General features: G+C 43.6%; 11 protein-coding genes. All 11 read left to right on the forward strand.

The window, feature by feature from the left end:
* Positions 1-45 precede the first annotated feature (45 nt).
* Entirely contained in the window at positions 46-777 is a 732-nt protein-coding gene (locus GGR07_RS00295) for a type III pantothenate kinase (protein ID WP_034542686.1), read from the forward strand.
* Positions 764-2,059 carry an outer membrane protein transport protein gene (locus GGR07_RS00300; protein WP_021644521.1) on the forward strand — a complete coding sequence of 432 codons (1,296 nt, stop codon included), beginning with the start codon at positions 764-766 and terminating at the stop codon, positions 2,057-2,059. Before GGR07_RS00295 ends, GGR07_RS00300 begins: the two co-directional genes overlap by 14 nt.
* Before the next feature lie 64 nt (positions 2,060-2,123).
* On the forward strand, positions 2,124-3,452 hold the full coding sequence (locus tag GGR07_RS00305) for a tetratricopeptide repeat protein (RefSeq protein ID WP_021644520.1): 1,329 nt from the start codon (positions 2,124-2,126) through the stop codon (positions 3,450-3,452).
* Between the two features lie 4 nt (positions 3,453-3,456).
* Complete coding sequence (gene lptC / locus GGR07_RS00310; protein WP_021644519.1) at positions 3,457-4,089, forward strand: LPS export ABC transporter periplasmic protein LptC; 633 nt, start codon at positions 3,457-3,459, stop codon at positions 4,087-4,089.
* 2 nt (positions 4,090-4,091) lie between these two features.
* The gene (locus GGR07_RS00315) at positions 4,092-5,348 is read left to right on the forward strand and encodes a hemolysin family protein (RefSeq protein WP_021644518.1); all 1,257 of its coding nucleotides are present in this window, start codon (positions 4,092-4,094) and stop codon (positions 5,346-5,348) included.
* A gap of 122 nt (positions 5,349-5,470) precedes the next feature.
* The gene (locus tag GGR07_RS00320) at positions 5,471-7,597 is read left to right on the forward strand and encodes a peptidylprolyl isomerase (protein WP_122056534.1); all 2,127 of its coding nucleotides are present in this window, start codon (positions 5,471-5,473) and stop codon (positions 7,595-7,597) included.
* A gap of 593 nt (positions 7,598-8,190) precedes the next feature.
* Positions 8,191-9,228 carry a 23S rRNA (adenine(2503)-C(2))-methyltransferase RlmN gene (gene rlmN, locus GGR07_RS00325; protein ID WP_034542640.1) on the forward strand — a complete coding sequence of 346 codons (1,038 nt, stop codon included), beginning with the start codon at positions 8,191-8,193 and terminating at the stop codon, positions 9,226-9,228.
* Positions 9,229-9,239: 11 nt separating this feature from the next.
* A complete protein-coding gene (locus GGR07_RS00330; RefSeq protein WP_021644514.1) occupies positions 9,240-10,286 on the forward strand; it encodes a DUF4837 family protein in 1,047 nt (348 codons plus the stop codon).
* Positions 10,276-11,373 carry a 4-hydroxythreonine-4-phosphate dehydrogenase PdxA gene (gene pdxA / locus GGR07_RS00335; RefSeq protein WP_034542638.1) on the forward strand — a complete coding sequence of 366 codons (1,098 nt, stop codon included), beginning with the start codon at positions 10,276-10,278 and terminating at the stop codon, positions 11,371-11,373. Before GGR07_RS00330 ends, pdxA begins: the two co-directional genes overlap by 11 nt.
* 77 nt (positions 11,374-11,450) lie before the next feature.
* Positions 11,451-12,659 (forward strand): sigma-54 interaction domain-containing protein, encoded by a 1,209-nt coding sequence (locus GGR07_RS00340; RefSeq protein WP_027325916.1) that lies wholly within the window; start codon positions 11,451-11,453, stop codon positions 12,657-12,659.
* Positions 12,646-13,173: an LPS assembly lipoprotein LptE gene (gene lptE / locus GGR07_RS00345; protein ID WP_021644511.1), complete on the forward strand. Its 528-nt coding sequence runs from the start codon at positions 12,646-12,648 to the stop codon at positions 13,171-13,173. Before GGR07_RS00340 ends, lptE begins: the two co-directional genes overlap by 14 nt.

Here is a 13,173-nt window from a genome sequence, read left to right on the forward strand (position 1 = left end):
CTTTTCCTTTTTTAGTTTACCTTTGTAGCCTTAAAAGTAATGATTTTGAATCTGGTTATCGATATAGGAAATACAACGGTAAAAGTGGCTTTGTTCGACAGGGACGGCATGGTTGAAACGTTGGTCGAGTCTAATTGCTCATTAGACTTTCTGAAGCCGTTCTGTGCGAAATATTCCGTGAAGCGGGGCATTATAGCTACTGTCGTCGATTTGGACGAGACTTTACGGGCACAGCTTGCTTCCCTGCCGTTTCCTTTGTTGTGGCTCGATAATAAAACCCCTTTGCCCGTAATCAATCTTTACGAAACGCCCGAGACGCTTGGTTACGATCGGATAGCTGCCGTAGTGGGTGCAAACGGTGAATACCCCGATAATGACTTGCTGGTAATTGATGCAGGTACTTGCATTACTTACGAATTTATAGACGCCCAGGGAAGATATCACGGCGGAAATATTTCACCCGGTATGCAGATGCGTTTTAAAGCCCTTCATCAGTTTACGGGACGTCTCCCGCTGGTGGTGCCCGAAGGGCGGAAACCCGCTATGGGAAACGATACCGAGACGGCCATTCGTGCAGGCGTACTGAAAGGAATGGAGTATGAAATTGCAGGTTATATTGCTGCCATGAAGTATAAATATCCTGAACTTTTGGTTTTTTTAACGGGTGGAGATGAATTTTCTTTTGATACAAGCGTAAAAAGTATCATCTTTGCAGATAGATTTTTAGTGTTGAAAGGATTAAATAGAATTTTAAACTATAATAATGACAGGATTTAAACAGACCCTATGTACGCTTCTGTTCACAATGGTTACCGGAGTGGTGGTCGCTCAAAATAATACAAATTCCCCCTACACACGATATGGCTACGGCGACCTGTCCGATCAAAGCTTTGGAAACAGCAAAGCTATGGGGGGGATTGCTTTCGGACTTCGTGACGGAGCGCAGATAAATCCGCTGAATCCTGCCTCGTATACGGCCATTGATTCGCTGACGTGCTTGTTTGAAGGAGGTGTTAGTCTACAGAATATGAACATCAGTTATAACGGTGTAAAGTTGAATGCCAAGAATTCGAGTTTCGATTATCTGGCTATGCAGTTCCGCCTGCGCCCTTGGCTAGCAATGAGTATCGGGCTGTTGCCGTTTTCTAATGTGGGATATGATGTATCTGACACCCGGACGACGAAGGATGGATTGACCTACGCCCGTAATTTTACAGGAAACGGCAGTTTATACCAGATGTATGGCGGCTTGGGGGTGAAAATAAAAAAGAACTTATCGTTAGGGGTGAACGCTTCTTATTTCTGGGGAGACATAGACCGCTTGCAGACAATGTTTTATCCGGGAATGTCATCGAATGTTTACTCCTATAGAAAGAAAACCGGTTTGTCTGTTTCGGACTATAAGCTGGATTTTGGGTTGCAGTATACGATGGCTTTGGGCAAAGACCGTTCGATGACGGTAGGAGCTGTATACTCTCCGAAACACGAGTTGAATGGCGATCAAAAGATCGTGACTACGCTTTCGACAGAGTCCGAAGTAGGAACCGTTACCGATAAAAGTGCAGGCATAACTATGGAATTGCCCAATTTTTTCGGAGCAGGTGTAACTTATAAATATAATGGGCATTTTATTGTCGGAATTGATTACAGCCTGCAGCAGTGGTCGAAAGTTAAAAACAAAATAACGACTGACGATGCAGCCTTACGCAAAGATTTTGAGGCAACGTACGATCTTTGTGATCGTTCCAAAATATCGTTGGGAGGAGAATATATTCCCGATCCGTCCGGACGTTCTTATTTCGGGCATATAAAATATCGTTTAGGAGCGTATTACACCACTCCTTATTATAAAGTCGACGGTAAAAAAGCGACTCAGGAATATGGGGTTACTGCCGGATTAGGACTACCTGTTCCACGCTCACGCTCTATCCTGAGCATCGGCGCTCAGTTCGTGCATATAAAAGCGAAAGAGTCGAATCTGCTTAGTGAGAATATTTTTCGCATAAGTGTCGGATTGACGTTCAACGAACGCTGGTTCTTTAAACGTAGAGTGGAGTAACTTGTTTGGAATTTGAGTTGAGAGAAGTAGACGATATAGTAATAATAACTAAAATTTAGATACAATGAAAATTAAAACGCTTGTGGCTATACTGTTTCTGGCGGCAGGAACAACGACTGTGGCGGCACAGAATGATACGACTAACTGTAATTCGAACAGCAGTATCTCTCATGAGGCTGTACGCTCAGGAAGTTTTAAAGATGCATATCTTCCTTGGAAAGCAGTGTTGGAGAATTGTCCCACACTCCGTTTCTATACTTTTACCGATGGATATAAAATTTTGAAAGGATTGTTAGGACAAATTAGTGATAAGAATTCGCCTGAGTATAAGAAGTATTTCGATGAACTTATGAATACGCATGATTTGCGTATGAAGTATACCCCTGATTTTCTTGCAAAAGGCGTTAAAGTATCTTCAGTAGACGAAGCGTTGGGTATTAAAGCGGTAGATTATATCGCTCTGGCCCCGTCGATAGATGTTAATCTGGCATATAAATGGTTGAGTGAATCGGTGAACGCAGTGAAAGGTGAATCGGCAGGCGCCACTCTCTTTTACTTCTTGCAGATGTCTCTTGATAAACTGAAAACAGACGCTAATCATAAAGAGCAATTTATTCAGGATTATCTGGCTGCTTCAGAATACGTAGACGCAGCTTTGGCTTCTACCGAAAAAGAGAATGTGAAGAAGTCCTTGCAAGGTATCAAAGATAACTTGGTTGCTTTGTTTATCAATAGCGGAACAGCCGATTGCGAGTCTTTGCAAGCTATCTACGCTCCGAAAGTAGAAGCGAATCAAAAAGACTTGGCTTATCTGAAGAAGGTAATCGATATCATGAAAATGATGAAATGTACCGATAGCGAGGCTTATTTACAAGCATCTTACTATGTCTATAAGATGGATCCTACTCCCGATGCCGCTACCGGATGCGCTTATCAGGCTTTCAAGAAAGGCGATATTGATGCTGCGGTAAAATTCTTTGATGAAGCAATCAATTTGGAGACTAACAATGCTGCCAAAGCCGAAAAGGCCTATGCAACCGCAGCTGTTTTAGCTTCTGCAAAGAAATTGTCTCAAGCAAGATCATATTGTCAGAAAGCAATTAGCTACAATGGAAACTATGGAGCTCCTTATATTTTGATAGCCAATTTGTATGCAACCAGCCCTAACTGGAGCGATGAGTCCGCATTGAATAAATGTACTTATTTTGTGGTGATCGATAAGCTGCAACAAGCCAAGTCGGTTGATCCGAGTGTGGCCGAAGAGGCAAACAGACTGATCGGCAGATATTCTGCTCATACTCCCCAGGCGAAAGATCTCTTTATGTTGGGATATAAGCAAGGCGACCGTATTACAATTGGCGGATGGATTGGAGAGACTACAACGATTAGATAACTTTATGTTGCGAAAACGAAGTATCCGTTTATTGCATAGGAGCAAGAGCATAACAATTGTCTTCGGGGGAATTGTTATGCTTCTTTTATTTTCTTCCTGCAATGACAAGAAAAAGTCTTTAGGGGCTGCCATTACCGAGCGTGATTCTCTATCGGTACTGAATACAGTTGGGATGACAAGTCTTATTTCGGACTCAGGGGTGACACGCTATCGCATAAAAACGGAAGAGTGGTTGGTGTATGACAGGAAGCGTCCTTCTTATTGGGCATTCGAAAAAGGAGTGTATTTGGAGCAATTCGATTCTTTGCTTCATGTGGAGGCCAGCATCAAAGCTGATACGGCTTATTACTATGATCGGGAAAAGTTATGGAAATTGATGGGACGTGTAGATATACAGAATCGTAAAGGTGAGCGTTTTAATACAGAACTGCTGTATTGGAATCAAACCGATCGGAAAGTATATTCGGACAAGTTCATACGCATTCAGCAGCCCGACCGGATTATTACCGGTTATGGGTTTGACTCCAACGAGCAAATGACTGTTTATGTAATCCACAATATAGGAGGAGTCTTTGACGTAGACGAAACAGCTCCTAACGCTCAGCTGGATTCATTGCAAAAAGACTCTGTGAAATAACTATGAATATTTATCTTTCTCTTATCATTACAATGGCTTTCTCTGCGTTCTTTTCGGGAATGGAGATCGCTTTTGTATCAGTAGACAAGTTGCGTTTTGAAATGGCTCGGAAGCGAACTGTCTCCTCTCGAATCCTCTCCACTTTTTTAAAAAATCCCAACGAGTTTATTTCTACTATGTTAGTGGGGAATAATATTGCATTGGTTATTTACGGTATTCTGATGGCTCAGATTATCGGTGATGCTTTTCTGACAGGTGTTGTCGAAAATCATTTCCTGATGGTTCTGATTCAAACCGTTATTTCCACTTTAATAATTCTCGTAACAGGAGAATTTCTTCCGAAGACATTGTTTAAAATCAATCCTAATTGGGTTTTAAACGTATTTGCTGTTCCTTTATTCTTTTGTTATGTAATTCTATATCCTATTTCTAAATTTTCTTCAGGCTTGTCATATTTCTTTCTGCGGCTTTTCGGCTTGAAAGTAAATAAAGAAGTATCTAATAAAGCATTCAGTAAAATTGATCTGGACTATTTTGTTCAAGCGGGTATCGACAATGCAGAAAATGAGGAAGAGTTGGATACAGAAGTGAAGATTTTTCAGAATGCACTTGATTTTTCCAGTGTTAGGATACGCGACTGTATTGTACCCCGTACGGAGATTGTGGCGGTGGATGTGGGCGCTTCGCTTGAAGAGCTCAAGAACAGATTTATCGAATCGGGAATTTCGAAGATTATTGTTTATGATGGTAATATTGACAATATCGTGGGATATATTCATTCGTCGGAAATGTTCCGGAATCCCAAAGAATGGCCGGACAACTTGACGAATGTGCCCATCGTGCCCGAGACAATGGCTGCTAATAAGCTGATGAAGCTCTTCATGCAACAGAAAAAAACGATTGCTGTGGTGGTAGACGAATTCGGAGGAACAGCAGGTATCGTGTCGCTGGAGGACTTAGTTGAAGAAATATTCGGAGATATAGAGGATGAACATGACAATACTTCTTATATCTGTAAAGAAATAGGTGAAAGCGAATACATTTTGTCGGCGCGTTTGGAAATCGGTAAAGTTAATGAGATGTTCGGCCTTGATTTACCCGAATCGGACGATTACCTGACAGTGGGAGGATTGATTTTAGACCAATATCAAAGCCTGCCGAAACTGCACGATTTGATTCAGGTAGGCAGATATCAGTTTAAGATTATTAAGGTGACAGCCACTAAAATAGAGCTTGTTCGGCTTAAAGTCCTGGAATAATTTCGACATCTATGATTTTTTTGCTTAATAAATAGACGCATATTTGCATTTTTTGTATCTTCGTGCGCTAAAAAGACCAAGAAAGAAATAATAATAATAAACATAAATCGTATTAATAGAAAATGGCAACATTACAAAACATCAGGTCGAAAGGACCTTTATTGGTGATTGTTATAGGTGTGGCACTATTTGCTTTCATCGCGAGCGATGCTTGGAGGATTGCACAGCCGCACCAGTCGCATGATGTAGGTGAGATCAACGGAGACGTTCTTTCCGCTCAGGAGTATCAAGGGTTAATAGAAGAATATACCGAAGTGATTAAGCTTTCACGCGGTGTGAACGCTTTGGACGATGAACAAACCAATCAGGTGCGCGATGAGGTATGGCGCTCTTATGTTAATAATAAACTGATTGAAAAAGAAGCAAAAAGCCTCGGCCTTATTGTTTCTCCGGCTGAGGTTCAGGATATCCTGAAGGCGGGAATTCATCCTTTGTTGCAACAGACTCCGTTCCGCAATCCGCAAACAGGAAAGTTTGATTGGGACATGCTCAATAAATTCCTCGTGGAATATTCGAGGATGAACGATTCGCAAACGTCGGAACAATATGCTGGGTTGTATAGATACTGGTCGTTTATTCAAAAGACTCTGATTCAAAGCCGTTTGGCAGAGAAGTATCAGACGTTGGTTGCCAAAGCGCTTTTCTCTAATCCTGTGGAAGCTCAGTCTGCTTTCGATAGCAGAGTGAATCAATATAATCTGCTGTTGACTGCTGTCCCTTATTCTTCTATAGCCGATTCTGCTGTCTCTGTAAAAGAGTCGGAGCTGAAGGAGTTGTATAACAAAAAGAAAGAGCAATTCAAACAGTATCAGGAGACACGTGATATTAAATATGTGGATGTTCAGGTGACTGCCAGCGCAGCGGATAAAGCGGCCATTCAGAAAGAAGTAGACGAAGCAACGCAGCAATTGGCTGCTGCCACAGGAGACTATATGGCTTTTATTCGTAGTACAGGATCTGAGGTTCCTTATGTCGATCTGTTGTGCAATAAGGCGGCTTTGCCTTCGGATGTGTCGGCGCGTTTGGATTCTGTTTCTATCGGATCTGTATACGGACCTTACTATAATGGTGCGGATAATACGATTAACTCATTCAAGGTGTTGGCGAAAGGGGCTGCTGCCGATTCCGTTCAATTCCGCCAAATTCAGGTGATTGCTGCAGATGCCGCAAAAACAAAAGCTTTATCAGACAGTATTTATACAGCCTTGAAGGGCGGCGCCGATTTTGTTGAATTGGCCAAGAAATACGGACAAACAGGAGAGTCCAGCTGGTTGACTGCTGCACAATTCGAAGGTGCCCAGCTTGACGGAGATAATTTGAAGTTTATTTCCACTATTGTCAATACCGGTGTAAACGAACTCGTAAAACTGCCTATGGCACAAGTGGATGTTATCTTACAGGTGACTAATAAGAAAGCCGTGAAAGATAAATATAAAGTAGCTGTGGTTAAGCGTAAAGTGGAATTCAGTAAAGAAACATACAACCGTGCTTATAATGATTTCAGCCAGTTTATTGCTGCTAACCCAACCTTGGAAAAGATGACCGCGAATGCTGAAGAGGCAGGGTATAAATTGCTTGACAGGTCGGATATCTCGAGCGCTGAACATGGTATTGGAGGCGTGAGAGGAACGAAGGAAGCATTAAGATGGGTGTTCAGTGCCAAGCCAGGCGATGTTTCCGGCCTGTATGAATGTGGAGAAAGCGATCATTTGATGGCAGTGGCTCTGGTAAATGTTACCCCCGAAGGCTATCGTCCGCTGAAAGATGTACAGGAGATTTTGAGAGCTGAAATAGTGAAAGACAAGAAAGCGGAGAAGATAATGGCGGATATGAAAGCCGTGAATGCATCGGCATTGGAGCAATATAAAGCAATGCCGGGTACTGTAAGCGATTCATTGAAAATGGTGACTTTTGCCGCTCCCGCATATGTGGCTTCATTGCGTAGTAGCGAACCTCTGGTAGGCGCTTATGCTTCGGTTGCGGAAGTCGATAAATTGAGTGCGCCGATTAAAGGCAATGCTGGAGTCTTTGTATTACAGATGTACGGTAAAGAAAAAAACAGCGAAACCTTTGATGCCAAGGCAGAAGAAAGCATGTTGGCCAATATGCATGCACGTTTTGCCAGTCGCATGATGAATGATTTGTATCTGAAAGGCAAAGTGAAAGATACTCGTTATTTGTTTTTCTAAAACTACTTTAAAAGTTCCTCTTAAATAATCGGGGAAGAGCAGTAAGGGGGTGTTCAGAAAAGATGGACAATCCCCTTACTTTCTCTGTAAAAGATAATGCCATCAACAAATAGTCCTTATGTAACAACGATAGACAGTCTTTTTCTTTTATTCTGCAAAAACACTTTTTGCAGAGTCAGAAACTCTCTTTTTCATTGTTGTCCGGCAGACTCTCCAAGCATCCTTATAGGCATTTAATAAATGGGCGAATATTATGTTGCTTTTATAGTATGAAGATTATCTTTGCTTTCTGAATTTATAGTCAAATATTTAAAGGATTTTGACGGTCAATAATGGTCTTTTTAGATTGCCCAAATCTTTAGGGAAAAACAACTGTTCTATTAAACAGATGTGAAAAAGTAGGCAGATGATTGTTGCGATATGCTACTTTTGCGCCCGTGAATAGGCAGCACGTGCGAGTTCTTGTTTAAGGTTAAAAGTGTTTTTTGAGGGAAGTTTTTGTTATCGTTCGTCCCAATTTTTGCAGCTTCACTTTGCAGAAATCGACTTTATTTCCTTACATTTGCAATATAAATGTAAAGAGCAAAAATAGAATGTCTAAATATCCCCTCCTTGGAATGACGTTGGCAGAGTTGCAGTCTGTAGCGAAAAGACTGGGTATGCCCGGCTTTGCCGCCAAGCAGATCGCATCCTGGCTTTACGATAAGAAAGTTGTTTCAATCGATGAAATGACCAATCTTTCGTTGAAGCACAGGAACTTGTTAAAGCAGAATTATGAGGTAGGCGCAATGTCACCCGTAGATGAAATGCGTTCTGTCGACGGGACGGTGAAGTACTTGTATAGGGTCGGCGATCATTTTGTCGAGTCGGTATATATCCCCGACGAAGACCGTGCTACGCTTTGCGTCTCTTCGCAGGTGGGCTGTAAGATGAATTGTCGCTTTTGCATGACGGGTAAACAAGGATATACCGTCAGTTTGACAGCTCATCAGATTATCAACCAAATACATTCGCTGCCCGAACGGGATAAGCTGACCAATGTGGTGATGATGGGAATGGGAGAACCCCTCGATAATTTAGACGAGCTTTTGAAAGCGCTGGATGTGCTCACCGCTTCGTATGGCTATGCGTGGAGTCCTAAACGTATCACTGTGTCCACGGTAGGGTTGCGGAAGGGATTGCGGCGTTTTATCGAAGAGAGTGAATGCCATCTCGCAATAAGCTTGCATTCTCCGGTCGGCCGGCAACGCGCGGAACTGATGCCGGCTGAGAAAGCGTTTCCGGCGACCGAAATTGTGGAACTTCTGAAAAACTATGATTTCAGTAAGCAACGGAGGCTCTCGTTCGAGTATATCATGTTTAAAGGGGTGAACGATTCGCAAGTCTATGCCAAAGAACTTTTAAAGCTTCTTCGGGGCTTGGATTGCCGTATGAACCTGATTCGTTTTCATGCCATACCCGGAGTTGACCTCGAAGGTTCCGATATGGAGACAATCACCCGTTTCCGCGATTATCTGACTTCGCACGGCTTGTTCACTACCATTCGCGCCTCCAGAGGAGAAGACATCTTTGCCGCCTGCGGCATGTTGTCGACAGCCAAACAAGAAAAAAAGAATCACATTAACATATAAAACCGAACATCATGAAAAAGTATTTCTCTCTTTTTAGCCTGGCTCTGGCTGTCGTCGTGCTTGCTTCCTGTGTTGGCGGGAACCCGCTTGCGAGCGGACGTCCGTTTGAGATATTAGTCGTAGTCGATCAAGATGTGTGGGAACGTCCTGCAGGAAGAGCTTTGCATGATGTGCTCGATACGGATGTGCCGGGTTTGCCTCAGTCCGAACCGTCTTTCCGCATTATGTATACCGCCCCGAAAAATTATGATTCGACTTTAAAATTGATTCGTAATATTGTTATAGTAGACATACAAAATATTTATACGAAAGCTTCTTTTAAGTTTGCGAGAGATGTGTATGCCGCCCAGCAGATGATTTTGACCATTCAGGCTCCCGATGAAGAAGAATTCCGCAAGTTTGTGGCGGAAAACAAACAAGTCATTATCGACTTCTTTACACGCGTAGAGATGAATCGCCAGATATCTTTGCTGGAAAAGAAACATAGCGCGATGATTTCGAATAAGGCAGATAGTTTGTTCGGCTGTGAAGTGTGGTTGCCTGCAGAGTTGAGCTATTCGAAAACAGGCGTGGATTTTCTGTGGGTATCTACGAATACTGCCAGTGCCGATCGTAACTTTGTGATGTACTCTTACCCGTATACCGACAAAGATACGTTTACCAAAAAGTTTTTTATACAGAAACGCGACTCTGTGATGAAAGCCAATATTCCCGGTTATAAAGAAGGTGTGTACATGATGACCGACTCTTTGTTGACAGATGTCCGTGCCATCAGTGTACACAATGAATACACGATGGAAGTACGCGGTCTGTGGCGTATGAAAGGAGACTTCATGGGCGGCCCGTATGTCTCTCACACTCGTTTGGACAGTAAGAACAACCGGATTATTACAGCCGAGATATTTGTTTATTCACCCGATAAAATGAAACGAAACCTGGTTCGCCAAATGGAGGCGTCTCTCTACACGTTGAAACTTCCCGGCGAAGTTCAGCAAAGTCGGATACCTCTGGGGGTAAAAGACGGGGAACAACTTAAAAAACAAGAAAATGGAAAATAATAAGATAAGGATAGGCATCACTCAGGGAGATATTAACGGTGTGGGATATGAAGTTATTTTGAAAACGTTTGCAGATCCGGTCATGCTGGAACTTTGCACTCCCATTATTTACGGTTCTCCGAAAGTAGCCGCGTATCATCGCAAATCTTTGGATTTGTCTGCCAATTTCAGTATCATCAACTCTGCTTCCGAAGCTTCCTATAATCGTTTGAGCGTAGTCAATTGTTCGGATGATGAGGTAAAGGTGGAGTTTTCAAAACCCGATCCGGAGGCGGGAAAAGCTGCTTTCGACTCTTTGAAATGCGCGATAGAAGAATACCGCGAAGGATTGATCGACGCAATCGTGACGGCACCTATCAATAAGCATACGATTCAGTCGGAGGAGTTTGTTTTCCCCGGTCATACGGAGTATATCGAGGAGCAATTAGGGAACGGGAACAAGGCATTGATGATCTTGATGAAAGGCGATTTCCGGATGGCTTTGGTTACCACCCATATTCCTGTGAAAGATATTGCGGCTACCATAACCAAGGAGTTGATTCAAGAGAAACTGATGATATTCCACCGTTGCCTGAAGCAGGATTTCGGTATCGGCGCTCCCCGTATCGCCGTTCTCTCTCTTAATCCGCATGCCGGAGACGGCGGATTGCTCGGGACGGAAGAGCAGGATATCATTATCCCAGCGATGAAAGAGCTGGCGGATAAGAAGATTCTTTGTTACGGCCCTTATGCAGCCGACGGCTTCATGGGATCGGGCAATTATTCTCACTTCGACGGAATTCTGGCGATGTATCACGACCAGGGATTGGCTCCATTCAAAGCTTTGGCCATGGACGACGGTGTAAATTATACGGCGGGGCTTCCCGTTGTAAGAACTTCGCCTGCACACGGCACCGCCTACGATATCGCCGGCAAGGGAGTGGCAAGTGAAGACTCTTTCCGACAGGCTGTTTATGCGGCTATCGATGTGTTCCGAAATCGTCGGCGGGAGAAAGAAGCGCGCACCAATCCTTTGCGGAAACAATATTACGAAAAACGCGACGACAGCGACAAGCTGAAGTTGGATGTAGTGGCAGACGAAGATTAAGGGTCTGGCGGTTTTAATGATAGGCGAACGGGAGACTGAGTTCCTGTTTGGCAAATCACTAAATGATAATTATAGTAATGACAAAGACGGAAATACAGCAAGTGAAACTGCGTTTCGGTATTATTGGCAATACCGAGGCGTTGTTGCGTGCCATCGATATTGCAATTCAGGTAGCGCCTACCGATTTGTCTGTACTGATCACCGGAGAAAGCGGTGTGGGAAAAGAAAGTTTTCCGCAAATCATTCATCAGTACAGCCGGAGAAAACACGGGCAGTATATTGCAGTGAATTGCGGAGCTATCCCCGAAGGAACAATCGATTCGGAACTCTTCGGTCATGAGAAGGGAGCCTTTACCGGAGCAATCGGTGAACGCAAAGGATATTTCGGAGAAGCCGATGGCGGAACAATCTTTCTTGATGAAGTGGGAGAGTTGCCGTTGCCTACTCAAGCCCGCTTGCTTCGTGTGTTGGAGAGCGGCGAATTTATTAAAGTCGGGTCGTCTAAGGTTCAGAAGACAGATGTCCGTATTGTTGCGGCTACGAATGTGAATCTCACTCAAGCCATTGCCGAAGGACGTTTCCGGGAAGATTTGTATTACCGGCTCAACACTGTTCCCATTCAGGTGCCTCCTTTGCGTGAAAGAGGCGAAGATGTGTTTTTGTTGTTCCGGAAATTTGCGGCAGACTTTGCCGAACGATACCGGATGCCGGCTATTCAACTCACAGAAGATGCGAAGCGCTTGCTGCTTGATTATTCGTGGCCGGGTAACGTGCGCCAATTGAAGAATATCACCGAACAGATATCGATTATTGAAACGAACCGGGAAATTACAGGAGCTATCTTGCAAACCTATCTCCCCGCACAGAACACCCAGCGGCTTCCGGCATTACTGGGGAAGCACGAAAGCAAAAGTTTTGAGAGCGAACGTGAAATACTCTACTCGGTCTTGTTCGATATGCGGCAGGAAGTGGCCGAATTGAAGAAGATGGTGCATAACCTGATGGGAGAACGGACGGGGCAAATGATGGCTGCTTCCGTAATTGCCCCGCAACCCGTCATGCCGGCCATTATTCATCCTATTCATCCTGTACAGAAAGAAGAAGACGATGATATACAAGATACCGAAGAGTATGTGGAGGAAACTCTCTCTTTGGATGAAGCCGAAAAAGAGTTGATACGAAAGGCGCTCGACAAACATCACGGGAAACGGAAAAGTGCGGCAAAAGATCTGAATATTTCGGAGCGTACCCTTTATAGAAAAATAAAAGAATATGGATTGGATTAAAAGAAGAATATATATCCTGTTGTTGCCGGCATTGCTGTCGATGGCTTTTGCCTGTAGCGTGTCTTACAAGTTTAACGGCTCGTCTATCAATTACGATAAGGTGAAAACAATTTCCATTACCGAGTTTCCCATCAAGTCGGAGTATGTGTATGCTCCTTTGGCGACAAAGTTTAATGAAGACTTAAAAGATATCTTTATCAGGCAGACGCGTTTGCAAATGGTCAGGCCCAATCAAAATGCCGACTTACAGATTGACGGTGAAATCACCGGTTACAATCAATACAACCAAGCCGTATCTGCCGACGGGTATTCTTCGGAAACCAAATTGACGATTACCGTAAACGTTCGTTTTGTCAACAACACGAATCATGCCGAAGACTTCGAACAGCAGTTTACCGCTTTCCGTACTTACGATTCCCGGCAATTGCTGACAGCCGTGCAAGACGTTCTGATTGCCGAAATGACCAAAGAGATAACCGACCAAATATTTAATGCGACTGTCGCAAACTGGTAA

The organism is Bacteroides pyogenes (assembly GCF_014196225.1).
In the GTDB taxonomy this organism is placed as follows: domain Bacteria; phylum Bacteroidota; class Bacteroidia; order Bacteroidales; family Bacteroidaceae; genus Bacteroides; species Bacteroides pyogenes_A.

Excerpts from the sequence above, each read along its gene's own strand:
- GGR07_RS00305 (WP_021644520.1), top strand. The coding sequence starts at position 2,124 with ATGAAAATTAAAACGCTTGTGGCTATACTGTTTCTGGCGGCAGGAACA.
- GGR07_RS00320 (WP_122056534.1), top strand. The coding sequence starts at position 5,471 with ATGGCAACATTACAAAACATCAGGTCGAAAGGACCTTTATTGGTGATT.
- pdxA (WP_034542638.1), top strand. The coding sequence starts at position 10,276 with ATGGAAAATAATAAGATAAGGATAGGCATCACTCAGGGAGATATTAAC.
- GGR07_RS00300 (WP_021644521.1), top strand. The coding sequence starts at position 764 with ATGACAGGATTTAAACAGACCCTATGTACGCTTCTGTTCACAATGGTT.
- lptC (WP_021644519.1), top strand. The coding sequence starts at position 3,457 with ATGTTGCGAAAACGAAGTATCCGTTTATTGCATAGGAGCAAGAGCATA.
- GGR07_RS00315 (WP_021644518.1), top strand. The coding sequence starts at position 4,092 with ATGAATATTTATCTTTCTCTTATCATTACAATGGCTTTCTCTGCGTTC.
- GGR07_RS00330 (WP_021644514.1), top strand. The coding sequence starts at position 9,240 with ATGAAAAAGTATTTCTCTCTTTTTAGCCTGGCTCTGGCTGTCGTCGTG.
- GGR07_RS00340 (WP_027325916.1), top strand. The coding sequence starts at position 11,451 with ATGACAAAGACGGAAATACAGCAAGTGAAACTGCGTTTCGGTATTATT.
- lptE (WP_021644511.1), top strand. The coding sequence starts at position 12,646 with ATGGATTGGATTAAAAGAAGAATATATATCCTGTTGTTGCCGGCATTG.
- rlmN (WP_034542640.1), top strand. The coding sequence starts at position 8,191 with ATGTCTAAATATCCCCTCCTTGGAATGACGTTGGCAGAGTTGCAGTCT.